At 69.1% G+C, this 20871-nt stretch carries 18 protein-coding genes and 7 pseudogenes; 9 read left to right on the top strand and 16 right to left on the bottom strand.

The window, feature by feature from the left end; all coding sequences use genetic code 11:
• Positions 1–67 precede the first annotated feature (67 nt).
• Positions 68–540: pseudogene (locus ABZV38_RS31015) on the bottom strand (SDR family NAD(P)-dependent oxidoreductase); the annotation flags it as partial.
• Between ABZV38_RS31015 and ABZV38_RS31010 the strand changes: the two are divergent.
• A pseudogene (locus ABZV38_RS31010) lies at positions 530–784 on the top strand (helix-turn-helix transcriptional regulator); the annotation flags it as partial. The pseudogenes ABZV38_RS31015 and ABZV38_RS31010 overlap by 11 nt on opposite strands.
• A gap of 129 nt (positions 785–913) precedes the next feature.
• On the opposite strand, the pseudogene ABZV38_RS31005 reads toward ABZV38_RS31010, so the two are convergent.
• The 6 genes and pseudogenes from ABZV38_RS31005 to ABZV38_RS30980 form a co-directional block, all read right to left on the bottom strand.
• Positions 914–1012: pseudogene (locus ABZV38_RS31005) on the bottom strand (ATP-binding protein); the annotation flags it as partial.
• A complete protein-coding gene (locus ABZV38_RS31000; protein WP_356331750.1) occupies positions 1003–1455 on the bottom strand; it encodes a VOC family protein in 453 nt (150 codons plus the stop codon). The pseudogene ABZV38_RS31005 and the gene ABZV38_RS31000, both read right to left, overlap by 10 nt.
• Before the next feature lie 248 nt (positions 1456–1703).
• Positions 1704–2069, bottom strand: a complete 366-nt coding sequence (locus ABZV38_RS30995; protein WP_356331764.1) for an ATP-binding protein — start codon at positions 2067–2069, stop codon at positions 1704–1706.
• Positions 2070–2598: 529 nt separating this feature from the next.
• A complete protein-coding gene (locus ABZV38_RS30990; RefSeq protein ID WP_356331749.1) occupies positions 2599–3954 on the bottom strand; it encodes a carboxypeptidase regulatory-like domain-containing protein in 1356 nt (451 codons plus the stop codon).
• 584 nt (positions 3955–4538) lie between these two features.
• Positions 4539–4897, bottom strand: a pseudogene (locus ABZV38_RS30985) (STAS domain-containing protein).
• Positions 4894–6045: pseudogene (locus ABZV38_RS30980) on the bottom strand (SpoIIE family protein phosphatase); the annotation flags it as partial. The pseudogenes ABZV38_RS30980 and ABZV38_RS30985, both read right to left, overlap by 4 nt.
• 322 nt (positions 6046–6367) lie before the next feature.
• Between ABZV38_RS30980 and ABZV38_RS30975 the strand changes: the two are divergent.
• Positions 6368–7015: pseudogene (locus ABZV38_RS30975) on the top strand (carboxylesterase family protein); the annotation flags it as partial.
• Between the two features lie 551 nt (positions 7016–7566).
• On the opposite strand, the gene ABZV38_RS30970 reads toward ABZV38_RS30975, so the two are convergent.
• The 6 genes from ABZV38_RS30970 to ABZV38_RS30945 all read right to left on the bottom strand — a co-directional run bounded on the left by ABZV38_RS30970 (position 7567) and on the right by ABZV38_RS30945 (position 11628).
• Positions 7567–8022: a pyridoxamine 5'-phosphate oxidase family protein gene (locus tag ABZV38_RS30970; protein ID WP_356331748.1), complete on the bottom strand. Its 456-nt coding sequence runs from the start codon at positions 8020–8022 to the stop codon at positions 7567–7569.
• A gap of 353 nt (positions 8023–8375) precedes the next feature.
• A complete protein-coding gene (locus ABZV38_RS30965) occupies positions 8376–9002 on the bottom strand; it encodes a glyoxalase (RefSeq protein ID WP_356331747.1) in 627 nt (208 codons plus the stop codon).
• A 5-nt stretch (positions 9003–9007) separates the two neighbouring features.
• The gene (locus ABZV38_RS30960) at positions 9008–9472 is read right to left on the bottom strand and encodes an AraC family transcriptional regulator (protein WP_356331746.1); all 465 of its coding nucleotides are present in this window, start codon (positions 9470–9472) and stop codon (positions 9008–9010) included.
• A gap of 76 nt (positions 9473–9548) precedes the next feature.
• Positions 9549–9959 (bottom strand): VOC family protein, encoded by a 411-nt coding sequence (locus tag ABZV38_RS30955; RefSeq protein WP_356331745.1) that lies wholly within the window; start codon positions 9957–9959, stop codon positions 9549–9551.
• A gap of 203 nt (positions 9960–10162) precedes the next feature.
• Complete coding sequence (locus tag ABZV38_RS30950; RefSeq protein WP_356331744.1) at positions 10163–10570, bottom strand: hypothetical protein; 408 nt, start codon at positions 10568–10570, stop codon at positions 10163–10165.
• Between the two features lie 89 nt (positions 10571–10659).
• A complete protein-coding gene (locus ABZV38_RS30945) occupies positions 10660–11628 on the bottom strand; it encodes a saccharopine dehydrogenase (RefSeq protein WP_356331763.1) in 969 nt (322 codons plus the stop codon).
• A gap of 338 nt (positions 11629–11966) precedes the next feature.
• Here ABZV38_RS30945 and ABZV38_RS30940 point away from each other — a divergent pair, with 338 nt between their 5' ends.
• On the top strand, positions 11967–12863 hold the full coding sequence (locus ABZV38_RS30940) for an arginase family protein (RefSeq protein ID WP_356331743.1): 897 nt from the start codon (positions 11967–11969) through the stop codon (positions 12861–12863).
• Between the two features lie 326 nt (positions 12864–13189).
• Here ABZV38_RS30940 and ABZV38_RS30935 read toward each other — a convergent pair whose 3' ends face one another.
• Positions 13190–14539: an MFS transporter gene (locus ABZV38_RS30935; RefSeq protein WP_356331762.1), complete on the bottom strand. Its 1350-nt coding sequence runs from the start codon at positions 14537–14539 to the stop codon at positions 13190–13192.
• 610 nt (positions 14540–15149) lie between these two features.
• Between ABZV38_RS30935 and ABZV38_RS30930 the strand changes: the two genes are divergently transcribed.
• The 6 genes from ABZV38_RS30930 to ABZV38_RS30905 all read left to right on the top strand — a co-directional run bounded on the left by ABZV38_RS30930 (position 15150) and on the right by ABZV38_RS30905 (position 19100).
• Complete coding sequence (locus ABZV38_RS30930; RefSeq protein WP_356331742.1) at positions 15150–15647, top strand: DUF6234 family protein; 498 nt, start codon at positions 15150–15152, stop codon at positions 15645–15647.
• A gap of 442 nt (positions 15648–16089) precedes the next feature.
• Positions 16090–16707 (top strand): TOPRIM nucleotidyl transferase/hydrolase domain-containing protein, encoded by a 618-nt coding sequence (locus ABZV38_RS30925; RefSeq protein ID WP_356331741.1) that lies wholly within the window; start codon positions 16090–16092, stop codon positions 16705–16707.
• 533 nt (positions 16708–17240) lie between these two features.
• Positions 17241–17543 carry a metalloregulator ArsR/SmtB family transcription factor gene (locus ABZV38_RS30920; protein WP_356331740.1) on the top strand — a complete coding sequence of 101 codons (303 nt, stop codon included), beginning with the start codon at positions 17241–17243 and terminating at the stop codon, positions 17541–17543.
• Entirely contained in the window at positions 17540–17929 is a 390-nt protein-coding gene (locus ABZV38_RS30915; RefSeq protein ID WP_356331739.1) for a VOC family protein, read from the top strand. The genes ABZV38_RS30920 and ABZV38_RS30915 overlap by 4 nt, the downstream gene beginning before the upstream one ends.
• Entirely contained in the window at positions 17893–18360 is a 468-nt protein-coding gene (locus ABZV38_RS30910) for a DUF6461 domain-containing protein (protein ID WP_356331761.1), read from the top strand. The genes ABZV38_RS30915 and ABZV38_RS30910 overlap by 37 nt, the downstream gene beginning before the upstream one ends.
• Positions 18294–19100: a hypothetical protein gene (locus ABZV38_RS30905; protein WP_356331738.1), complete on the top strand. Its 807-nt coding sequence runs from the start codon at positions 18294–18296 to the stop codon at positions 19098–19100. Before ABZV38_RS30910 ends, ABZV38_RS30905 begins: the two co-directional genes overlap by 67 nt.
• Before the next feature lie 502 nt (positions 19101–19602).
• On the opposite strand, the gene ABZV38_RS30900 is transcribed toward ABZV38_RS30905, so the two are convergent.
• Entirely contained in the window at positions 19603–19806 is a 204-nt protein-coding gene (locus tag ABZV38_RS30900) for a hypothetical protein (RefSeq protein WP_356331766.1), read from the bottom strand.
• Positions 19769–20579: pseudogene (locus ABZV38_RS30895) on the bottom strand (helix-turn-helix transcriptional regulator); the annotation flags it as partial. The gene ABZV38_RS30900 and the pseudogene ABZV38_RS30895, both read right to left, overlap by 38 nt.
• Between the last annotated feature and the right edge of the window lie 292 nt (positions 20580–20871).

Raw genomic sequence — 20871 nt, 5'->3', positions numbered from 1 at the left:
TCAACACCCGACCAGGCACCACTCGACACCCGGCAGGATGCTCCCGTAACCCGACGGCCCCCCAGGTTCAGGACCAGGCGATCTCACCGCTCCGGTCGACGAAGCGTCCGGAGCCGGCCCCGGGCCTTTCGGTGGCGAGACCCACAATCGCGTCCGTCCCTTCGCTGACAGTCTGGGGACCACTGTGGCCGTTGAGGTCGGTCGCCGTGTAGCCGGGATCGGCGGCATTGATACGGATGTCCGGCAGAGCTTTGGCGTACTGGGTGCTCAGCATCGTCAGCGCCGCCTTCGAGGCGGTATAAAGCGGCGCGACCACCATGGACTCGGGCCTCAACGGGTCGTGGGTGTGGGCGAGCGAGCCCGTTCCGCTGCTGACGTTGACGATGACCGGATCCGATGACCGGCGCAGCAACGGCAAGAACGCGGTGGTCGTCCGGACCACACCGGCGAGGTTGACGTCGAAGACACCGAGGACGTCGCCACCGGTCAGGGTGCTGGGATCACCGGCGGGCCATGGATACCGGCGTTGTTGATCAGAACATGGCGGGACCGGTTGCCCCCATCGGCCGCGGCCCTGCCGGTCGGCCCGGCACGCCGCGCGGCCGGGCTACGCCGCGAAGAACTCGCCGAACTCGCGGACGTATCCGTCGACTACATCGTGCGCCTCGAGCAAGGACGCGCCACAACACCCTCGGCACAGGTAGTCGCGTCCCTTGCACGTGCCCTGCAGCTGACCCTCACCGAACGCGACCATCTGTACCGCCTGGCCCGTCTCGCACCACCAACGAACGACGCAAACCGCTCGACCGCGCCTGAGCGGACCCCTCCGGCGCGTTTCGGCTTGGAAACGAGGTGTCCTGAGAGTGTCTGCGGCCCTCGGCGGGGTGGCCGTGGGTGATTGGGTGGCGGTCGCGAACAGCGTGCGCTGCCCGGCGAGGCAGGCGCGGATCCCGAGCGCGACGGCGAGGTGGGTCTTGCCGGTGCCGGGTGGGCCGAGCAGGATCACGTTCTCGCGGGCGTGCCGGAAGTCGAGCTGTCCGAGGTGCTCGACGGATCCATCCACATGACCTGCCAGCCGTGGCCGTCGAGGTCGAAGAAGCTGCGTGAGTACATGAAGCCGTGGTCCTCGGGGCCATCCGCCTCGGAGCCGCCCGCGGCGAGCGCAGCCTCAGCGACCGTGTCAACCTCATCGCGGGCTGACACGCTGAAGCAGTAGAGCGCCAGCGTGTGCGTGGTGGGATCGGCCATCGGCAGCTTCGCGAACTGCGCGAACGTCTCGTGGCTGAGCAGCATGACGGAGGCTTGCTCGCCGACCAGCATGCAGGCGGCGGTCTCGTCGGTGAACATCGGGTTGTAGCTGAACCCGAGCCGCGCGAAGAACGCCTTGCTGCGCTCGATGTCCGCCACGGGGATGTTCACGAACAGCATGCGGCCGGCGTGTGCGGGAGTGGTCATGGTGGGTCTCCAGTCCGAGGTTCGATGGTGTACGCCGGGGTAGACCGGCCCAGCCTGCGGAACTCATCGGTGGATTTCGGAACTCGCATCGAGCGACAGGCCGAAGCCGGGGGGAACAGCTGTCAAGGCCGGTTGAAAAGTGGACCAGTCGCGCGCGCCGCAGCGGACCCCTCCGGCGCGTTTCGGCTCGGAAACGACGCGTCCTGAGCGTGTCTGCGGCCCTCGGCGAGGTGGCCGTGGGTGATCGGTCAGGCGATTTCGGCGATTTTCGTGGCGGGGCGGGCGTCGAGGTCTTTGCCGCGCAGTCGGTAGCTGTCGCCCTTGAGGCTGAGGATCTCGGCGTGGTGGATGAGCCGGTCGATCATCGCGGTGGCGGCCATGTCGTCGCCGAAGATCTCGCCCCACGCGCTGAACGGCTTGTTGCTGGTGACGATCACGAGGGTCTTGCGGGCCGGGAACCTGGCGGCCTTGATCCGGCCCTCGCCGCCGTGGCTGCCGCGGGAGGCGACCTCGGTTGAGAGCAGCGCTTCGGCGAAGCGCTCATAGCTCCACTGCTCCTCGCGGGCCCGGTCGGCCAGCACCGGCAACGCGCGGGCCGCCGCGGGCGCCTTCAGCGCACGGAACAGGTGCGCGAGCTCAGACGCGGCTCATGAAGCAAGCGACTCTGCGCGACATCGTGCTCCTCGACCCCGTTGTGGCCCTCGGCGGCGCAAGACATGTCAGCCTCGTGCGCACCATCTGGCCGCACGCCCGCACACCGCTGGCAGGGACACGCGGCATGGATGAGCAAATGCCCCGACTCGCAGTGTTGCGCAACGGGCGGAATCAGCCGCTGATGTGACACCACATGCCGCTACTGGAAGGCGCCCCGGCCCTCGGCCGACAGCCGCGTGGCCACACGACCACGCACGCAGCGCATGGCATCGACGGCATGCCGGTGTCTAGGAGCCTCCTGCGGGCGACCAGGCCACGGCGCGGTCGGCGATGGCCCCGACCGCGCCGCGGAACAGCCACCATTTGAGTCCCGAACGGCAGATGCCGGGACGGATGACCTCGCCAGAGCCACTGCGCCGACGATCACGCGAAAGCCACGATGGGCCCGCTCCAAACGCGCGGAGCGGGCCCATCAGTAACAGGAGTTGTTCATCCCTCGTCGTGTGCCAGCGTCAGATCGAAGGCGTCCCGGCCGGTGGCATCGAGGGTGAGGGGTGTGGCCTGTGCCGGGTACCCCGCAGCCACGACGGTGTAGCGATCGGCTTCGAGACCGGTGAAGGCATAGGAGCCGTCCTCGGCAGTGAGCGTGATACCGACGACGTCGCCCACCGGGTCGATGAGGGTCACGCGGGCCTCGGAGATCGGGCGGCCGTCGGTGGTGGTGCGGACGATGCCACTGAGCACGGTTGCCACGCCGAGCCGCAGGTCCGGCTCGACGGGCCGCCGGCGCGCGTGACCAGCGACGGGCCGGCGGCGCACATGCCTGGCGGCGTGGCGCAGGGAGTGGCCGGCCACCACCACCCAGGCGATGACGAGCAACGCATAGAGCACGACGGCCGTCCAGATGAACAACTGCGAGCCGGTCCGCACCGCGAGGGTGCCGGTGGCAGTCACGCAGGCGCCGACCGGGAAGATGAAAGACCACCACGTGGGCGCGAAGGGCAGCCCGGCACGGATCGTCCGCACAGTCAGCCCTATGGCGAGCGCCAGCCACAACATGGCGAAGCCCCACACCACGATTCCGCCCAGCAGCGCGAAGCCCGCGGTGCCCCGCGCGTACGGCTCGGGCAGCGTGCCCGGCGCCACCACGGCCAGCGCGCCCAGCGCCGTCACCGACTGACCCAACGCCCCCAGACCGATCCACACCGTGGGCACCACCGTTCCGGTCGGTGCGTCGTGGTGCACCAGTCGGCTGTAGATCATGGCCAGCACCAGCAGCGCCGCGACGAGGCCGAGCCCGAGCATCGCGTAGCAGCCCAGTAGCAGGGCGAGCCGCAGCTGCCCGGCCGGTGTGTGGGGGACAAGCAGCGCGCCCGTCGCGGCGGAGACCATCGGCGGCACCACCGGCATCAGCCAGCCGCCGAACGCCGCGTCCGGCGCGAAGCGGTGCCGGGTGATCATCAGATAAGGCACCGTGCACGCTGTGGCAAGACCGAGCACAGTACCCAGCGACCAGAGCACCCAGTCCACAGCCAGCGCCGCCTCGAGCCCGATCACCCGTCGGACGAGCAGCAGCGCCCCGGCACCCACCGTGAGCAGCGCCATCGGCGGCGCGCCGAAGAACTGGGCCATCACCGGATCAGCCGCGTGTACCCCCAGTGCCCGCCGCCTGAGATAGCCGACAGCCAGCAGGACCAGCAGCACCGCGGCGCCCACCCAGACCACCATGGCCGCAGTCCGCAATCCGTGGAAGCCCCAGGGCAAGGTGACCGCCGCGTTGGCGACGATGCCAGTGCCCATAACGGCCGCGAACCAGCTGGGGCCGAGTGCCGGACGCGTCGTCATGTTTTCCGTAGGCGACAAAAGACGGGCGGACGAGGAGGAATTCATGACCCAAACCCTATGGTGGGGTTGGGGCTGCACTGTCGATCCTGTCCAGATGCGAGGGGCCCAGGGCACATATCGAGCGACCGCCATGGGTGGCAATCCCGGAAGGCCGACCAAGTCGGCCGCGACCGTACATCTGCTACGCCGGAGGCACCCCGGCCGACCGGTTACCGACCGCAATTCCCGAGACCACGAGTTGTCCCGTAAAAAAATCTTCGGGGCGGTGAGCCGGTGGTCCCCGACAGTGGCCACCCGCTCCAGCCGACGATGTGGCAGGCCCGCCGGCTTCGACCCGGCTCGCTACGCCGGCGGACCGAAATCGAGCGCACCGTCAACGTGCTCAAAAGCTCGCACACTGTGGCCACAGCTTCGACAAGCACACGTACGCCTCCCACGGCACCGTCACCGCGGCGGCAATAGGCAGGTTGGCTCCCAGTTCGCGGGAGGCCTCGGCTTGTGCCAGTAGTTCCTGGGCCTCGACGCGGGAGGCAGCCGCCGCGACACGGTAGGACCGGGGGCCGTTGGGTGTGCGGAGTGCGGAGTCAGCTCGGTGTCGGCCGCCAGGCGGCTTCGGCGGCCTGCGCGGTGGTGTGGGTGGGGAAAACCTGTTCCAGGCCCACGATGCGGAAGATGCGGCTCACGCGGTCGGGGACCGCCGCCAGGACGATGGCAGCGTTCGCGGCCAGGGCGTGGTTACGGGCGGCGATCAGGACGGTGATCCCGGTGGAGTCGCAGAAGGTGAGGTGTCCGAGATCGAGGACGAGCTGTTGCCCCGCTCGCAGGTCGAGCTCCAGTAGCGCGGTGCGGACGTCGGAGGCGGTGTGGTGGTCCAGTTCCCCGGCAGCTCCATGATCGTTCCGGCGGGGGTGGTGCGGATGTGGAGGGTCAGTTGCTGGGTCACTGCTGCTCTTCACTGGTGGGTCGGGGCACGTTGATGGCCAGGACGGCGGTGTCGTCGTCCACGCCGGTGCCGAAGGTGTCGAGCAGGTCGCGGATCGCGACGATCGTATCCGTGGCGGTGGTGGGTGCGAGGGTGCGGGCGAAGTCGAGGAGGGCTTCGTCGCCGTAGCGGTCGCTGGCTCCGGTGCTCGCGGTGTGGGCTTCGGTGAGGCCGTCGGTGTGCAGCAGCAGGGTGTCGCCGGGGTCCAGGCGGATGGTGGTGGTGGCGATGTGAGCGTCGGGCAGGACGCCGATGAGCTGGCCGCCGGGGGTGGGCAGGTAGTCGGCGGTGCCGTCGGCACGCATCAGAAGGGCGGAGGGATGTCCGCCGCTGGCCAGGGTGACGCGGAAACCGCCCTGGTCGCCGTGGGGGGTGAGCAGGCCGAAGATCACGGTGCAAAACCGGGGGTCAGTCCCGCTGTACTCGTGGTTCAGGACGGTGTTGAGGTTGCAGAGCACGGCTGCGGGGTCCGGGTCGTAGACGGCGGCAGCACGCAGCGTGTAGCGCGCGAGGGAGGTGACGGCCGCGGCGGCGGCACCTTTGCCGCACACATCGCCCAGGAACAGCCCCCAGGTGCCGGCGGCCAGCGGGAAGAGGTCGTAGAAGTCGCCGCCGACCTCGTCGGAGGAAGCGATGTGATAATGCGCGGCGACGTCCACGCCGGGCACGTTCGCCAGGGCCGGCGGCAGCAGAGTCTTCTGCAGGGTGGCGTTCAGGCGCTTGAGGCGTTCGCGTTCCTGCTCGGCCTCCTGGCGGGCGCGCAGCAGCTCGGTTTCGTAGGCGCGCCGGTCACGGGCGTCGAAGACGGTGGTGCGAATCAGCAACGGCTGCCCGTCGCTGCCCGTCTTCACCGTCGAGGTGACCAGGACCGGAAGACGGGAGCCGTCGGCGGCCTTGAGCTCCAGGGCGATGCCGCTGATCTCGCCCTGCATGCGCAGCAGCGGCGCGAAATGCGTCTCGTGATAGAGCCGCCCGCCGACGCTCAGAAGCTCGGAGAAGTGCTTGCGGCCCACCAGGTCACCGCGCTCGTAGCCGAGCCAGTCCAGCAATGTGGTGTTGACCTTGGCGATCTGGCCGTCCAGCAGGGTGGACAGGTAACCGCACGGGGCAGCTATCCAGCTCCCACAAACGGACCCTTCCCCAGGGCTTGATCAGCGGTCCCGGACCGGTCGAGGGGCGACGCCGCGACCCGTAGGGCGATCGATGCGGCGGACGCGGCACCCGGTGCTTGATGTGTTGGGGTCTGGATGGGTCCACCGCCCCGACCCAGCGCCGACGCGTCGACCGCGACGTGCTCTGAGCGGCGGGGGGATTGACATCGTCGATGCGTCAATCATCATGATCTTGGTGTTGGTCCTGAGGCGCCGAGCGATGAAAAGCTGCGGCTCAGCCCCCATCCGGCGGCTTGACGTGCAGCGAGAGGCAAACTCCTTGGGCATCTTCAAGACGAGAAACGGTCCAGTCAAAGGTCATCGGGCCGCTCCCGACGTCGTCTCCGTCCTCGGCATTCCCTATGCCGCCGCACCGTTCGGCGCCAACCGGTTCCGGGAACCACGCCCTTCACCGGCGTGGACCGGAGTGCGGAACTGCACGGACTTCGGCGCGATCGCCCCGCAGTCGGCACAGCTGCCCGGCGCACCCGCATGGTCCCCTGACGACGAGGACATCCTCACCGTCAATATCTGGTCCCCTGCCCCGAAAGGCGGCTGCCTGCCCGTCCTGGTCTGGATCCACGGCGGTGCCTATACCTTCGGATCCTCAGCCCAGCCCGACTTCGACGGCACTACGCTGGCCCGCGCCGGCCTGGTCGTGGTCACCCTCAACTACCGGCTCGGCTTCGAGGGCTTCGGACACATCCCGGACAGCGAAGGAACCTCGTACCCGGACAACCGGGGCCTGCTCGACCAAGTCGCCGCCCTGCACTGGGTTCGTGAGAACATCGCCGCCTTCGGCGGCGACCCCGGCAACGTCACGGTGGCCGGCCAGTCCTCAGGGGCCGCTTCGATCGCCTGCCTGATGGTGATGGACCGCGCACGCGGCCTGTTCCGCCGCGCCATCACTCACAGCGCCGCCAGTCCCGGAGACCCAGGCTGGCTGCCGGTCAACGACTCCATCACCCACGCCAGGGTATGGAACAGCGACGACGATCCCGCCGTCGACAATCCCACCGGAATCCGTGCGCTCTGGGCCGAGGCCGAGTTTCCGGTCCTGCGTCCGTGAACCGGGGTGGCCCCTTCTTGATTCCCCGCCGCCACAAGGCCATCTCCAGGGCGTCCAGCGGGCGATCGGTCCGCATGCGGGTGGCGAGCTGCCATCCCACAATCATTCGCGAGCACACGTCCGTGACGAAGGCGCCGGCGCCGGCGTCGGAGTTGCGTCGTGGCCTTCCCGGCAACGGATCCGGTACGGGAGGGCGCTGCCCCAGCCATTCGGCCTCCGGGACGGCAGCTCCCCACAGTGTCACCGTCTCCTTGAAGTGTCGCCACAACTGGCGTGCTTCTCCCGACGAAGGTCGGTGCCGACGCGGTCCGAGATGCATCAGCTCTGTTCGATCCGAGGAGTCCCCTCTGGAAGTCCACGCTCTCAGCCGGACCCGCACGGGATGGGGCGGGTGTGTTCCCGTGCGGCGGTCAGCCGAGCCAGCGGCCGTCGCGCATGAGTTCGCGTCCCCGAAGCTCGTTCGCCTCACGCCAGGCCTGGATGCGCCGCGGCCGGATCAGGAAGTACTGGTACGGGTCGTCGAGCTCGCGCGGGTCGAAACCGGTCTTGGTCGCGAACGCATCGCCCGTCTTAGGGACGAGGTCGGCGATGTCCACCGGCTCGGCGGTGCCGTCGATGACGACGACGTCGCGGGTCGGCCCGAGGCTGAGTCGCACCCGGCCGTCCGCCAGCAGGTTGCGGCCGGTGACCGAGGCGCGCGGCGTCGAGATGAGGAACGCGGTCCCGTCCCAGAGGTACGAGAGCGGGATGAGGTGGACGCCGCCTACTGAGCCCGACGTCGCGACCCAGAGATCGACGTCGCTCTCCAGTTTCGCCCGAGTGTCCCGCAGCCTCTCCTCAAGTCCACGCGGCGGCGCGCCCGTCATGCTTCCTCCAGTCACTTCGTGGAGAGCCCTGCCTTCAGGGGACGGGCTCCGTCGGTCATCGGTCGGTGCACCGGGGCCGCGGGCTGCGCGGACGCCACGGCCTCCCAGCGCCCTGAGGGTCTCGCGCACACCGCCCTCTTGTGGGCCCCGTGGACCACGATGTGTACGTATGCACGTATCCGCTCGGCGGCGCAGTACCCGAACTCTATGGCCGTCGAGGCGCGCGGTGCGCTCGGTCCGAGTGACGATGGTGGTCGGCCGCGGCGGGCGCATCAGCTCGGCACCCGGCACCGCCCCGAGCCCGGCGGCTGTCTCGTGATGGGCGACCAGGCAGGGCAGGCAGCAGTGACACATCAGGGCGTGGGTGCCGGCGATGCCGCCTCCCATGCAAACCCGTCCGGGTCGGTGAAAGGCCCGGCATCGCCGCCGATCATGAGCCGGTGCGATCCGGCGCCGTCGGGCGAGACGCCGACGTCCTTGGCAAGGGCACGGCGCCTGTACAGCGCCAGCTTGACGGGACTCGACCCGGCAGCGAACTCGACGTACATGCGGCCGAAGCTCTTCGCAACGGCAAGGCCTTGGTCGACGTAGAACCGCTTGCTCGCGGTCACGTCCGCGACTCCCAGCAGGAGCACGATCTCGTCGACCCGCCGGGTGGCAGGGCCGGTGTCCTTCTTCGCCGAGGTCGCGACCTTCCAGATCGTCCCGTCCGGGGCTTGTACGACACCGCCGTAGCCCCAGAGCGACTTCGCGGCAGGCTTCAGCGGCGTGGCGCCGGCGTCGAGGGCGGCGTCGATGAGGCTGTTGACGGTGGCCGGCTGGGACACCGTGAGCGCCAGCGTGAACCCACGGAAGCCGGTTGTCGGTGCCTGCGAGGCCCGCAGGCGCATCTGCGTGTCCAAACCGAAGGCGGCGGTGTAGAAGCGGTTGGCGGCCGTGGGGTCGGCCACGTCGAGGGTGACGGATTCGATGGATGCCATGGTCATCACGCTAGTTGCGGCTCGGTGCCCGGCGCTTCTTGATTCCTGATCGGTCTTGTCACCTGTTTTGCCACACACGGCGGCATCCCCGCCGAAGCGCCCGTTGCGCGGCGCCGGTAGGCGCTGGGCGGCATGCCGACCAGCTCGGTGAAGCGGGTGCTGAAGGTGCCCAGCGATGAGCAGCCGACCGCGAAGCAGACCTCGGTGACGCTGAGGTCGCCACGACGCAGCAGTGCCGTCGCGCGCTCGATGCGACGCGTCATCAGGTACGCGTACGGCGACTCGCCGTAGGCCAGCCGGAACTGGCGGCTGAGGTGCCCGGCGGACATGTTCACGCCGCGGGCGAGCGCCTCGACGTTGAGCGGTTGCGCGTACTCCCGGTCGATCCGGTCGCGGACGCGGCGCAGTCGCGCGAGGTCGCTCAGGCGCTGCGCCGCGTGGCGTGCGCGCCCCCACGAGGGGTGACACATAAGAGAACTCCCTTTCATCGATCTTTGCAGGTGGTCGTCGCGCCGGCCATCATGACGGAATCGATGACCGGGCGGCTCAGCGAAGCTCCTGGATGCGGACCAGGTTGCCCGCGGGATCGCGGAAGGCGCAGTCGCGGATGCCGTACGGCTGCTCGGTCGGCTCCTGGACGACCTCGGCGTCGTCGGCCTGCACCTTCTCGAAAGTGCCGTCGAGGTCCCGGGTGGCCAGCAGGATCCAGCCGTAGGTGCCCTTGGCCATCATCTCGACGATGGTGCGGCGCTCGTCCTCGGTGACCCCAGGGTCGGCGGCCGGCGGCGCCAGGAGGATGGACGTGCCGGGCTGGCCGACGGGGCCGACCGTGATCCAGCGCATCTTGCCCTGTCCGACGTCGCTGCGGACCTCGAAGCCGAGGGCGTCGCGGTAGAAAGCCAGGGACGCGTCCGGGTCGTCATGAGGGAGGAAGCTCGTTTGAATGGTGATGTCCATGCCCATCATGCTAGGTGCGGCTCCGTGACCCGCGCTTCTCGATTCCTGATCGATCTGGCCACCTGCTTCGCCACACACGGGGTGGTGCGCGGTCAGCGCTGTGACGACCGGGGCGGCGATATGTGACACGCCCCGGCCCGCCCGCGGTGACACCGCGGCACCCGGCCTCATCCCGGGTCACCCCCGCACGCCCCGCAGGCCGTTCAGTGGTGCGAGGTCTCGGCGGCGCCCTGGTCGAGACCTGCCGAACCGAGCGACCCGGCGGGATCATCAGGCGCGGCAATCCCGTCACGCCTGTCGGTTTCACATCCGGCCCCGGTCCCGCGGCCGCGCCGTCCCGTCATCGCGGCCGCGGCGATCCCGGTCGCCGCCAGGATTGCCCCGGCCGTGGCGAGGGCGGCCTGCGCGGCGCCGCGCGGGGTGCCGTCTCCGGCGAGGTAGACGCCGCCGACCATCGCGACGCCGAACGTGCCGCCGAGTTGCTGGACGGCGTTGAGGAGCCCGGCCGCCGAGCCGGTCTCCTGCGGGCCGACGCCGCGCAGCGCGGTGGTGAAGAACGGCGGGGTGAACAGGCCGGTGCCCAGGCCTGCGACGGTGAGGGCGGCGTGCATGACGCGGGTCCCGTGCCACGGGACCACATACCCGCCTGCGGCCCACGACCCGGCGGACAGTCCGGCGGACCACGGCAGCGCGTGGCCGGTCAGTGCGGAAGCTCAACCGACAGGTGCGGGGTCAGCGCCCGGAGGAAGTCCGCTGCGTCGAACATTGCGCCGGCCGAGGCTACGCCCGTTGTCCGCGTGTGCCCGGCCAGGATTCGCTGGACGGCCTCCACCACCAGTGACGCGGTGACCGCGTAGATGTCCTGGCCACGGGCCGTGGCACGTCGCTCGGCGTCACCTGCACGGACCAGAACGTCGACCACAAAAATCTGGTTCGACCGCCCCAGAGCGTCGACCGGCTCCGGCTCCGGCGTGTCCTGCTTGGCCAAGTCCCTCGCGGCTTCGATGGTCATGTGGGTGCGGACTTCAGGCACGGCCAAGTGGCTGGGAACGGTGACGACATCGGTCATGGTGAACTCCGCGATCACCGCTCGTCGGCCCAGTGGCTCTGGAAAGAGCCAGTCCTGCTCTGATGCCTTGTCGTCGTGGTACTGCAGCGCGCCGTCCGCGAACCGCACCCGACGGCCCGCGCGACGCTGATGGGACACCTGACCCGCCGCTCGGGTGCCCGCCGTGGGATGCCAGCTGCTCAACCCGTACGCGACGTGCGCCACGTCCGCAGCAGTCCATTCCCCCATCGCCGCAGTCACCAACAGATCACCCAGTCCGCCGTAGAACGCCATCGCCGGCACCACGGGCGTGTCTGTCTTTCGGACTGCTTCCGCATAGTCGGCGAACGTCGAAACGTTCGCTTCGATCTCTGCCGTGACGTCGACGTACGGGATCCCCGCGCGCAAGGCTGCCTCGACGACCGGGCCTCCCGTCACCGCGAACGGCCCGGCGCAGTTGAACTGCGCCGTGTTGCGCAGGAAAGGCCCTGAGCCCTCCTGCTCGGGTGCGGCCGCGCGGCAGGCGGGGCCGAATGACGTCTGGGCAGCTACACAGCCGGGCGGTAATGCACGACTGTGTCTGCGCACGGACCCTCGGCGAAGGCCGTGAATGCCCTGCATTTCGGCGGTGAGCCGTCGGCGCAGCTTGGTGGCAGCCCACTCCCCCACGTACCGGCAGTGGGTTCCTACCGAACACGGACAGCGGACAGCTCTGTTGCAGCTGAGCTGCCGCAACACCGTGAGGGCGTCTGCTTGCTTTCAGACGGGGACCCTCACGCGGACGCGGCACAACCGTCATGCGGTCAGATGCCGTCCCGGTTCACCGTAGGGAGCTTGGAGAGCACCCGATTCGGACCGGTTGTGTGGCCATGTACCCGGGGTCCCGCTGTGGGCCGCTCCGCTTCCGCGGGCGGCGAAACTCTGTGGCCCGCGCCACCCCGCGCGGCCAGAATGGCCGGATGCGCCGCATCGTCGTCATTGACGCCCCGTCCAACCTCGGTCTCCGGCCGCCCACCGAAGGCACCGTGCCCGGGTGCTACAAACTGGCGGGCGCGCTGCGCGAACAGCGGCTGGTGCAGCGGATCGGGGCGTACGAGGGCGGAGTCGTCGTGCCGCCCCGCTACGACCGCGGTGGCTGGAGGGAGGGCGACGGCGTGTTCAACGCCGAGGCGATCGCCACGTACACCTGCAAGCTCGCCGATCGCATCGAACACCACGTCCGGGCAGGGGACTTCCCGGTCGTCCTGGGCGGGGACTGTTCCATCCAGCTCGGCGCCTCGCTCGCTCTCCGTCGCATCGGGCGGTACGGACTCGCCGTCATCGACGGATCCGCGGACTTCCGACACCCCGGGAACTCCGACCGTATCGGTGCCGCGGGCGGCGAGGAGCTGGCCATCGCGACCGGCCGCGGCCAGGCGGATCTGACGGACCTCGAAGGGCTGCAGCCGTATGTCAGGGACGAGGACGTACGTGTCTTCGGTATCCGGGACTACGACGAAGAGCGGGCCGAGCTCGCCGAGTTGAAGATCACGAACGCGACGGTCGGGGAGATCCGGGAGTGGGGCGCCGATGAGCTGGCGGGCGCGGTTCTGCAGACACTTGAAGTGCCCGTGACCGAGGGATTCTGGGTGCATCTGGACGCGGACGTACTGGACCCGTCCGTCATGCCCGCCGTCGACAGTCCCGACCCCGGAGGGCTCATGCCCGACGAACTCGCCCTGCTGTTACGGACCTTGGTGCGATCGGAACGCTGCGTAGGCTTCAACCTCACCATCTACGACCCCGATCTCGACCCCGACGGCTCCTGCGCGGCTCTCCTCACCGACCTCCTCCAGACGGCCATTACCCAACCCTGACCGGAATCGGGCCTGTTCAGCCGGCCCATGACCGTGTTCGATGGATTTCGAGGGTGGCGGTCCGTTGCAAGGGTGCGAGATTACCGTGTCCACAAGCGTGCTCACCGCGCTGCAACTTCACTCTCACGGAATGTGTGCCGGAACCTGGAGCGGGCAACGATTGTCGGCGGTTCTGAGCAGCACTTGGCGATCACAGAGCTCGGAAATGTCGACGAGGTGCTGTCACAGCCCCTCCGGCTGCGGTTTTGCTGTTCAGCGTTCACGGCAAGCGACGCATCGCTATGGCCCGTGGATTCCCCGAGTGTCGGCGACTTGTTGGCAGGACTTCAGTCGGCGACGGGGCGGGGGGCCTTCCTGGGGATGCAGAAGAGCGCGAGGGTGGCGGCCGTCATGTACGCGGCCGCACCGATGGCCATGCTGGTCCGCAGCCCGGTGGTGAAGTCGGCTGCGGCGGCCAGCAGTGAGCCTCCCAGCGCGACGCCTGCGGCGCTGCCGACCTGGCGGGTGGTGTTGAACAGGGCGGAGGCGGTGCCGGAGTACTTGTCGGGGGCGGCTGACATCGCGGTGGTGGTTGATCCGGTGAGGGCGAAGGACGTGCCGAAGCCCGCCGCCATCATCGGCGCCACGAGCAGTAGGTAGTCCGGGTTCGGTCCGGCGGCGGCCCAGCCGGCCAGGCCCGCTGCTCCCAGAAGCATGCCCGTGACCACCAGCGGGCGGTGTCCGGTGTTGTCTGCCAGTCGCCCGGACAGGAAGGAGGCGAACATGGTCATGGCCACCGCCGGGAAGAGGGCCATACCGGTGCGCAGCGCGGTCAGGCCGCGCTGGTGCTGGAAGTACAGACTGGCGGTGAAGATCATGCCGTAGAAGGCGAAGTTGAACAGCAGGCCGATGGTCGCTGCCCCGCTCATCGCACGGGAGCGCAGCAGCCATAGGGGCAGTACGGGGGTGCGGGCCAGGCGCTCGCGCAGGACGAACGCGGCGGCCGCCAGCAGGCACAGGCCGGCCCCGGTGAGGATCAATGGGTCCGCCCAGCCACGTCGTCCGGCCTCGTTGAGGACGGCGGTCAGCAGGGCCACCACTGCGATGAGCGCGCACTGGGCCGGCCAGTCCACGGGGCGGTCCGGGCGCCGGGTCGAAGCGGGCACGCGGCGCAGCGTCAGCAACAGGCAGGCGCATCCGACGGGCAGGTTGATGAAGAACACCCAGCGCCAGCCCACGGTGGTGACCAGGAGGCCGCCCAGGAGGGGGCCCGCGCAGGCGGCGATGCCTGCCATGGAGCCCCACAGGCCGAAGGCCCGGGAGCGCTCGGCGGGTGAGGGATACGCCTGTTGGAGGAGGGCGAGGGAGCCGGGCACGAGCAGTGCTGCGCCAAGTCCTTCCAGCAGCCGGGCGGCGACCAGCATCCCGGCACTCCGGGCCAGTCCGCAGAGGGCCGAGGCGGCCGTGAACACCACCACCCCGGTGCAGAAGATCCGGCGGTTTCCCAGCCGGTCGCCCAGCGCACCGCCGGTGAGCAACAGGCCGGCGAAGATCAAGGTGTAGCCGTCCGTGATCCACTGGATCCCGGTCAGCGAGGCCGACAGTTCCCGTCCCACAACCGGAACGGCGACGTTGATGACCGTCACGTCCAGGATGACCATGAAGTAGCCCGCGCAGACCGCGAGGAGCGGGGCCAGAGGCCGGCCCGAAGCCGCAGGCCCATCCGGTCGATCGGCCTGGGGACTACCGGCGCGCACCATGGCGACACGGTAGTCCCGGGACGAACGCCTCTCAGGGCATGAGCAGTCCAGCGGCGTGCCGAGCTCTCGCGCTGAACCGCGTCGTCAACGGTGTGATTCAGGACTCCGATCACTGGGCGCCGTACTTGACCAGACCTGCCAGGTACGGCGTCCAGTCACAGTCACCGTGACTGAGTTCTTGAGTTGGCCCTCAGCGGCTCAGTCGGCCCGTCTGGGCGTCGGGGCCGACCCGCCCGGTCCGAAGGTCTTCCTGAGCGGATTCCTTACGCGCCGACCCGCAATTGGTTCTGGGCGGTGCTGACCTGGGGGGTTTGGCTGGTGGGTGATTCGGCGGGTCGTCGTGCGGACGTGCACGGTTCCATCCGCCACGCTCAACAAGGGCCTGTGGTACTCGTCGGACGTTGCAGCCATCTGCGGCACCGAGGGCAGCGGGCATGGCGCCCAGGCGTGGTAGCGGACGGGTTCGGCGCTCCTGCACTGACTACCCGCCGGGGTCCTGAGTACGTCTACTCAGGACCCCGGTCTGCTTCTGAGGGACGCTGGGCCGATGACCACGCTCCCTCCCCCCAATAACCCCCCGTGGCCGAATCGCCACCCCCGCTATACAGGGGCAAACAACCCTCTGCCGCCGCAACAGCGCAGGTGGTTACACCCGGCCGCAGACATCGCACTCGCAATCGGCCTCCTCGTGATCGACGTCATCGCCCCCCTCATCGCGTTCGTCTTCGGACTCGATGCGGCTGGATACCAGATGTTCGACCCCGCAGCCGACAACTCGTCCGTCTCCCTCACCCACCCCTTCGCCTACGTGGCCGTGGTCGGCGGCATCGTCCTGATCTCCGCGTTCCCTTTGTTCATGGGCCGCGCAGTCATCAGCGTCGGCGTCCAGGTCCTCGCCGGCCTGGTCCTGGTATTGGTGGCCGTCATCGGAATGAGCGACGCAGACCGCAACCCGCCCCCACAGCCCGCCCCGACCTCACCCTCCATCGACCCGGGCGCGATGTGCCGGTCCGGCGGCGACAACAGCGAATGCGGCGGATCCTGACGGGCCGACCTGCGATTGACGATCTTCGTCACGGGTGGGGCATGGCGAACGCACGACCAGACGGCGGTGCGCACCGCGGGCATCGCCGAGCAGTTCCGCGAGCACCCAGCCGTGAGCCGAAGTCGACGACGGCTACCGGGGTCTCGCGAACGAGTTCCCCGGCCGGATACCTCCCGAGGGATCGTGGTGTGACCGTCGTCAGTGGTAGGTGGCCGGCTCGCATCCGTGGGCTCCAGATCACGGGTTCCTTGGGCAGCGGTGTCCGGCCACGCTGTCAGAGACAGCTGGGCACTCCGGCATCGGCACCCCGAGCCTCCGCCGGCTCGGTGCCGCAGGTGATGGAGTGGGTTATCAGGCCCAGGTGACGAGGGTGCCGGGCATGTCGAACGGGGCCGTCGAATATTCGGTGCCGTGCCGGTCGGTGGAAGTGCAGACTCGCTCCATGGCGGACATGCAGGCATTTCGGGACGCGGTCAGCCGCTGGGCGGCCGGCGGTCCCGGCGCACCGGCGAGTGATCTGGCTGTGCAACTGGGGCTACGGACGGCGGTGCTGCTGGAAGGACCGAGTGACTTCGCGGCCGTCGAGGCGCTGGCCGCACGGCGTGGCCGGGACCTGGCCGCCGAAGGGGTGTGCGTCGTGCCGATGGGCGGGGCGATGAGTGTCGGCCGCTACGCCGGTCTTCTCGGCCCACCCGGTCTTGGCCTGCGCCTGAGGGGACTGTGCGACGAGGGCGAGCAGCGCTTCTACGACCGCGGCCTCAATCGGGCCCGGGCGCCGCACCGGGGCTTCTTCGTGTGCGTGGCGGACCTGGAGGACGAGCTCATCCGCGCGCTGGGCACGGCGCGGGTCGAGGAGATCATCCGGGCCGAGGGCGACCTGCGGGCCTGGCAGACCTTCCTGCGCCAGCCCGCACAACACGGTCGGCCCCGGCAGCAGCAGTTGCGGCGCTTCCTCGGCACGAAGAAGGGCCGCAAGATCCGCTACGGCCGTCTCCTGGTCGAGACCCTCAACCCCGGACAGGTACCGGCCCCGCTCGACGACCTCGTCACGAGCCTGTGACCGACGCACGGAAGCGCGGTCACAGCCACTTCGGGCGCTCCAGCCCGCCGTTGCTCGTGCAGTGAGGGGGCTGGCGAGATGTCTACCGGTGGTCGCGTCCGACCCCAACTGCATCCGTCCGAAGGAATTGCCCTGGGCGGAGATGCGGTCCGCGAGCGGATCGGCGAGGGTCCGAGGCTCACGGCCGAGAAGTTCAGTCAGGAGCGGATCGGTACCCGCGAAGCAGCCTTCTCGTGCGGCCTGGAAGTCCCCCTGTGGCACGGCCTTCCGGCCGCCTCCGGCGGCGGGCATGGGTAAGCCGAGCTCCACCTGCAGAGCGCCGGGAACCCGATGCCGTTCAGCGTAGAACGACCAACGAGGCCCTCGACCAGCAGCTCCTCCCTGTCCAGCTCACCGCCGGGCGCCCCGCAGCCGCCCAGTCCACCTACCGCGTCCTCGCTGCCCGCGGGCCTGCGCCCGCCGACGGCGGGCCGATTCGGGACGCGGCGCACCTCGGCTTGATAGGCAAGTGAGCATTTGCCTATCCTGTGGTCGTGGCCGACGACCTTTTCAAAGCCTTGGCCGACCCCACCCGCCGCACCATCCTCGACGAGCTCACGGAGAAGTCCGGACAGACACTATTCGAGATCTGCTCGCGACTGAGCATGAAGCATCAGCTCGGCATCTCGCGCCAGGCGGTCTCCCAGCACCTCGCCGTGCTGGAGGCCGCCGGACTCGTCGAGACCAGGCGGGAGGGCCGCTACAAGTTCCACGACCTGAACACAGCCCCGCTGCGGCAGATCGCCGAGCGATGGCTCGTGCCCGACACATTCGGACCGAAAGAGAGCACCCCATGAAGATCCATCTGACCAGCGTCTTCGTCGACGACCAGGCCAAGGCTCTGCGCTTCTACACCGAGATCCTCGGCTTCGTGAAGAAGCACGACGTCCCGGTGGGCGAGAAGGACCGGTGGCTGACCGTCGTCTCGCCCGACGAGCCCGGCGGCACCGAACTCCTCCTGGAGCCCGCCGGCCACCCGGTCGTCAAGCCCTACCGCGACACCCTCGTCAAGGACGGCATCCCGCTCGCCCAGTTCGCCGTCGACGACGTGAAGGCGGAGTACGAGCGCCTGCGCAGCCTCGGCGTCCGCTTCACCCAGGAACCCCTGGAGATGGGCCCCGTCACCACCGCCGTCTTCGACGACACCTGCGGCAACCTGATCCAGATCGCGACACAGCCGTAGCAAGCGATCGGCCGCGTGCGGGGCTCGGCCGCGGCGGCGACTGGACCCTCGCCCTGGAATTCGCCGGCGGCGTGGGCATGACTCCCGAGTTCCTGGAAACCCTCTCGGCCGGCACCCGCGCCGTCTCGCACTCGTCCAACGGCGGCAAGCCCGTCCACCTCGTCCACCGGTTCGAGAACAACGCAAGCGGTAGTGGCGCCGTACGAGTGGGTCTGGTGTCGCGTGGGGCGGGGCTGACCGTCTCTGACCACTGGAGGTTGCCGGAGCCCGGCAACCAGACACAGGCACGATGCTGCCGCACCCTGGCCTGTTGCCTGATCAGCGGCCTGTGGCTCAATGCTCCTGAAGCAAGGGGGCAACGAAGATGGGTGTGCAGACGGCGGAGCAAGTGGGTCCGGCCCGGCCCGGGAAGGCGTGGCTGCGGGCAGTGACCTGGGCGCTGCTCGGACTGGTGTTGCTGGCGCTCTCTGCGGTCCCGAGCCTTCCGGTCCCCGACCGGATCGCCGATGAGAAGGCCTTCTTGAATGCGCAGCCGTGCGGCAGCGGGCCGGCCGGGGTCACGGCGGACTGCATGCGCACGATCCGCGGGACGGCTCTCTCCGCCGAGCAAGCCAAGAGCGGCAAGGCGACGGTGTTCCGCGTACTGCTACAGGCCCCTGTTCCGGCCCCCGCCGATCGGCCGATACACCTCGATTCGCACGGCGAGTTGTCGGTTCTCATCAGGCCGGGGGACGAGGTGGAGGTCACGACCTGGCGGAACGTCCAGGTCGCCGTCAGCCACGACGGGGTCAGGGAGACGCTCCCCGGGCTGCCGGACGAGAAGGCCACCATGCTGGTCGGGCTCACGCTGGCCGGTGTCTGGCTGGCGGTCCTGGCCTTCATCGCCGCGTTCGGCAGCGCCCGGCGGGCTCGCCGCTTCGCCACCGGCCGCTCCTTCGCACCCCGGGTCCCGTTCGGGCCGGCGAAGTGCGTAGGCGTGGTGGCCGTGCCTTTGGCCGCGGGGTTCTTCTCGGGCCGTATCTGGGACGCCTGGACGGCAGTGGTGATGACGGTGGCCATCTGGGCCCTGATCGCGCTTCCGGCCACAATCGCCGCCCTGCACTGGAACCGCGATCGCACTGCACCGCCGGCCACCGCCCCGCTCGACGCCGAGCGCAGCGGAGCCAACTGAGCCACTTACTGGCTGTTGGGCCAGCCCGGTGGCGACCGCACAGCACCTCCAGGGCGATGGGGAAGTGCGCTGGTGGCCAGTGGATATTCGGCGAAGTTGATGACGATGTGCGCGCCGACGTCTTCCCTGCGACGCCGGAGCACCCCCTGTCCCTCACGCCCCGCCCCGCCTCGCCTCGCCTCGCCTGTGACCTTCATGCGGAAATGGTGCGGGCGAGTGAGGCGGCTCCTTCTGCGGCGGACGCCGTGTCGCCGGCGGACTCGAACAGGCAGCGGGCCTGGGTGTACCGCTCGTGTGCCGACGACCGCATGCAACCGGCCAGGGCCGAACCGAGCCGTCACACCGGGGCCAAGTCCGGAATGACACGGCCAGAGGTCGTGGCATAACGATGAGTCTCGGGGCGTGCTCGGCCTATGCGTACAAGGGGCTGCCTGAAGCCCTCGGAAGACCTAGGAGATGGGGTGAGACGCCGGTCGATGTTCGCAGAGGTTGAATCTCGAGCTCACTGCTTGAGGCGTGACATCAGGTCACGCATGTCGCTGATCATGGCCGCCCGGTACGGGGACAGGTCAGGGATGTCCGGCCCATCACCGACCACGTCTTCTTCTGCGTCGTCGGAGATCTGGTACTGCGTGAAGACGGAGAGATTCAGCGAGAGGACAGTCCCACTGTTCTCCGAGAACGGAGAGGAGTTGGAGTCTGCCATCGCTGCCGCTGGTGGGGACGGCGGTGAAGACGGTGAGGATCTGTGAGTGGTCGGGGTCGATCAGGCTCTGTCCGTGTAGTTCCAGAGAGCCGACCTGGGGATGTTCCAGGCGTTTGGGTGCGCAGTAGGCGCTCGCTCCACAGGGCCGCGAACTCGGTGCTGGTGTTCAGCAGTGTCCGCACGAGGGTGGTCATGCGCGGGTCATGGGGATCACGTGTGTGCGCGGCAAGGAGCTGGGCAGTGATGGTCGTGCCGTGGTGCGCATGGTTCTCGGCCGGGATGAGCCGGCGCTCGGCGGAATCCGTGAACCAGCGATAGGCCAGGGAACGGGCCGGTCCTGTGTGCCGCGTCTGGTCACCCAGGAGCAGCCGGGAGAGCTGGTTCTGCACGAGCGTTTCCCCGAGGTGACTGACGATGTGGGCCGGAGTGTCTTCCAGTCGGTCGAAGATGCGCAACATGCCCGGGTTGACATGGTCGGTGCGTGAGACCCGCACGGGAACGGGATGTCCTGCCAGGCGGAGAAGGTGATCGTGTTCTTCGGCGGTCAGTCGTAGTCCCTGGGCTATGGCACCGAGCATCTGCTCGGACGGGCGCGGGCCACGTTGCTGTTCAATGCGGCAGTAGTAGTCGGTGGACATGTTGCTCAGAGCGGCGACCTCCTCGCGGCGCAGCCCACCGGTGCGACGGCGGCGCGTTCGCGGCAGGCCCACGTCCTCCGGCTGAAGTGCCTCACGCCTGCTGCGCAGGAAGCGTGCGAGTTCGCTGCGGTCCATGACCGATCCTTCCCGTGACGGCCCTGACCGGTGCCGCGAGTGTTGCCGTCGTACGCTGGACCACAACCTACGAGGGGCGGCCGGTGTTCCATGCCGCTCTGCGGGAATGACCGCTCCTCCGATTCCCAGGAACGAGCTGATCGGCTCCGTCGAGGAGCCCAGACATTCGGACGGCATTACGGCTCGCGGTGTGCTGGTGCCCGGTGAGAACGCCCCCGTGCATGCCCTGGTGGGGTGGGCCGCAGGGAGAGGCATTCCATGGGATCTGCCTTGTCCGGCGGCTGGGTGGGGC

The sequence above is a fragment of the Streptomyces sp. NPDC005181 genome (genome assembly GCF_040608395.1).
GTDB lineage: Bacteria > Actinomycetota > Actinomycetes > Streptomycetales > Streptomycetaceae > Streptomyces.
Note: the sequence above shows the minus strand (reverse complement) of the source record. Positions and strands in the feature narration are given on the sequence as shown.

What these genes read in the sequence shown, in the direction of transcription:
- ABZV38_RS30900 (WP_356331766.1), bottom strand. Translation starts at nt 19,806, where the DNA reads ATGGCAGACTCCAACTCCTCTCCGTTCTCGGAGAACAGTGGGACTGTC.
- ABZV38_RS30905 (WP_356331738.1), top strand. Translation starts at nt 18,294, where the DNA reads ATGGGTGTGCAGACGGCGGAGCAAGTGGGTCCGGCCCGGCCCGGGAAG.
- ABZV38_RS30945 (WP_356331763.1), bottom strand. Translation starts at nt 11,628, where the DNA reads ATGCAGGGCATTCACGGCCTTCGCCGAGGGTCCGTGCGCAGACACAGT.
- ABZV38_RS30960 (WP_356331746.1), bottom strand. Translation starts at nt 9,472, where the DNA reads ATGTGTCACCCCTCGTGGGGGCGCGCACGCCACGCGGCGCAGCGCCTG.
- ABZV38_RS30950 (WP_356331744.1), bottom strand. Translation starts at nt 10,570, where the DNA reads ATGCACGCCGCCCTCACCGTCGCAGGCCTGGGCACCGGCCTGTTCACC.
- ABZV38_RS30970 (WP_356331748.1), bottom strand. Translation starts at nt 8,022, where the DNA reads ATGACGGGCGCGCCGCCGCGTGGACTTGAGGAGAGGCTGCGGGACACT.
- ABZV38_RS30925 (WP_356331741.1), top strand. Translation starts at nt 16,090, where the DNA reads ATGGCGGACATGCAGGCATTTCGGGACGCGGTCAGCCGCTGGGCGGCC.
- ABZV38_RS30940 (WP_356331743.1), top strand. Translation starts at nt 11,967, where the DNA reads ATGCGCCGCATCGTCGTCATTGACGCCCCGTCCAACCTCGGTCTCCGG.
- ABZV38_RS30965 (WP_356331747.1), bottom strand. Translation starts at nt 9,002, where the DNA reads ATGGCATCCATCGAATCCGTCACCCTCGACGTGGCCGACCCCACGGCC.
- ABZV38_RS30930 (WP_356331742.1), top strand. Translation starts at nt 15,150, where the DNA reads ATGACCACGCTCCCTCCCCCCAATAACCCCCCGTGGCCGAATCGCCAC.
- ABZV38_RS30955 (WP_356331745.1), bottom strand. Translation starts at nt 9,959, where the DNA reads ATGGACATCACCATTCAAACGAGCTTCCTCCCTCATGACGACCCGGAC.
- ABZV38_RS30915 (WP_356331739.1), top strand. Translation starts at nt 17,540, where the DNA reads ATGAAGATCCATCTGACCAGCGTCTTCGTCGACGACCAGGCCAAGGCT.
- ABZV38_RS31000 (WP_356331750.1), bottom strand. Translation starts at nt 1,455, where the DNA reads ATGACCACTCCCGCACACGCCGGCCGCATGCTGTTCGTGAACATCCCC.
- ABZV38_RS30990 (WP_356331749.1), bottom strand. Translation starts at nt 3,954, where the DNA reads ATGACGACGCGTCCGGCACTCGGCCCCAGCTGGTTCGCGGCCGTTATG.